Annotated in this window: 1 protein-coding gene and 1 pseudogene; one reads left to right on the top strand and one right to left on the bottom strand. The window is 51.8% G+C overall.

Annotated features, from left to right (window positions below; translation table 11 throughout):
* Nucleotides 1-742: pseudogene (locus BLX24_RS33040) on the top strand (hypothetical protein); the annotation flags it as partial.
* A 132-nt stretch (nt 743-874) separates the two neighbouring features.
* Here BLX24_RS33040 and BLX24_RS33045 read toward each other — a convergent pair.
* On the bottom strand, nt 875-2061 hold a 1187-nt coding region (locus BLX24_RS33045), incomplete at its 5' end, for a choice-of-anchor Q domain-containing protein (protein ID WP_177225972.1).

Consider the following 2061-nt stretch of genomic DNA (forward strand, 5'->3'; position numbering starts at 1 on the left):
GGCCTATGTGCTTATCGACGGCCATAACCGGTATTCCATTTGCCAGAGACACGGACTTGACTTTCGCATGAATCTGCGCTCATTCCCGACTATGGATGAAGTGCGTACGTTTATGATTGAAAATCAGCTTGGCCGTCGTAACCTTAATCCGGAGCAGACAGCGTATTTACGCGGGCTTCGGTACCGCGACGAAAAGAAAGCCAGAGGACATTATGACCGGAGCGGGCATAAAGGACAAAATGTCCCATTTGCTCCTGCGGATACCGACTCTGCATCTGCAACAACCGTGGGGGCCGGAAAATCTTCCCGATCCACGGCTCAGCGACTGGCTAAACAATACAACGTCAATGAAAAGACGATTAAACGCGATGCTGAATTTTCAGCAGGGGTTGATAAGTTAGCCCCGGATTTAAAGGCACAGTTTCTGGCCGGTCAGGTAAGCATCAATAAATCGGCCATTCAGCAGTTAGGAAAAACGAATCGGCCAGATAGTAGCGTCAGTACGCTGGACGACCTGGTTGCAAGTTTGCCGCCTGTAGCAGCTCCTGTACCTGGCACCGCCATTACTACATCCGGACGAGCAGCCTCATCCGATAAACCGGCAAAACCGGCCTTGCTCAGAAGCAAACTTAAAACCCTCGTAATGCAGATTTCAGAACCTTCTGACCAGGACATTGCCCTCCTTGATGAAATCGCATCGTGTGTCCGTCAGCTGAAGGCAGTACTTTCAAAGGACATTTAGGCAAATGGGACAAAATGTCCCATTTGCCTGCTACAGGTTTAAAAGATCAACTACATCTGTTTTGTAAGGTGGTATGAAAAAGCACCTCACCTTTCCCGGTGAAGTGCTTTTTTGATCAGCCAAAAATAATGTCTAATTCACGGTTACATTGCTGCTGACCGGCGGGCAACCTGCTGTGCCGTATACCGTCAGCGTATAGACGCCCGGAGTGGTAACCCCATTGGCGGTAACACTATAACTCCCAGAGGTTCGATGCACGGTCGAAAATACAAACCCGTTAGGGCCTGTAAAGACAAAAAGCGACCCTGTTCCCGTGGCCGACAGTTTGCCCGGATTGGCGCCGGAAGCCTGACCGGAAAACAAAATCGGGCCGGCTACGGCATTGGTGCCCTGCGGAATCGACACAATCCCTTTTTGTTCGCAACCGCTCACACCGTTCCCCGCGCTAACGGTATAGGTCCCCGCAGTTGTCAAGGTAAATGAACCGGATGTTGCTGACAGATTTCCGGGCATGACAACATATTGATTCGCGCCACCGGATGAGGCATTAAACGCAACCTGATTCGATCCGCAACCGATATTACCCGTCAGACTGCTGATGGTAACCGCTCCGACCGGCGTACTGGATCCTGTTACCGTTACGGTACCCGAAACCACGCAGCCTTCGGCGTTTTGGCTGGCAACCGTAAACGTTCCGGCATTACTGACTGTTGCAGAGGCGGTTGTTGAGGGAGTTCCCGGTAAGCCACTGCCGGTAAATGTATACGTAAAATTGCTGCCGCCGGTCGCTACGGCATTTACCGGCAATGCGGCCGCGGAACAACTCAGGGTTGTTCCGGCCGGAGTGGCTAATGCCAGCGAAAGCGATACCGGAGCGCTTTGCACTTCATAAGCGCCTAAATCAATCCGGTTGCCGAAAATGCGCGGTTGGCCTGCCAGATCGGTTGCACCCGTAACGGCGGTTGTTGTAGCGGGGCTTCCGGCATTGATGGCCGGCGAACACAGCCGTAATTGTAAATCGCCGGATGTGGTAAGGCCGGGTGTTGGCTGTGCCGTAAACAGCGGATCGTTGGCCGGATTCGTACCGTCAGGGTTAGTCCCTCCCGGGTTAATTCCTTTAACTAAGGTGTTTACAAGTATAAAGTCAGACGTATTTTCAAATTCCGGATTTCGGATGACGGCATCATTTCCCCAGATAATAGAGTTCTGAAGCAGAATACCGGAAGAAACATAGTTGAAGATTGCTCCGCCATTGCCATCGCCCACAGCCCGGTTTCCGGAAAACGTACAGTTGATAATCTGAGCCAGTGTCTGGTCAA

The sequence above is a fragment of the Arsenicibacter rosenii genome (genome assembly GCF_001870735.1).
GTDB classification, from domain to species: Bacteria; Bacteroidota; Bacteroidia; order Cytophagales; family Spirosomataceae; genus Arsenicibacter; species Arsenicibacter rosenii.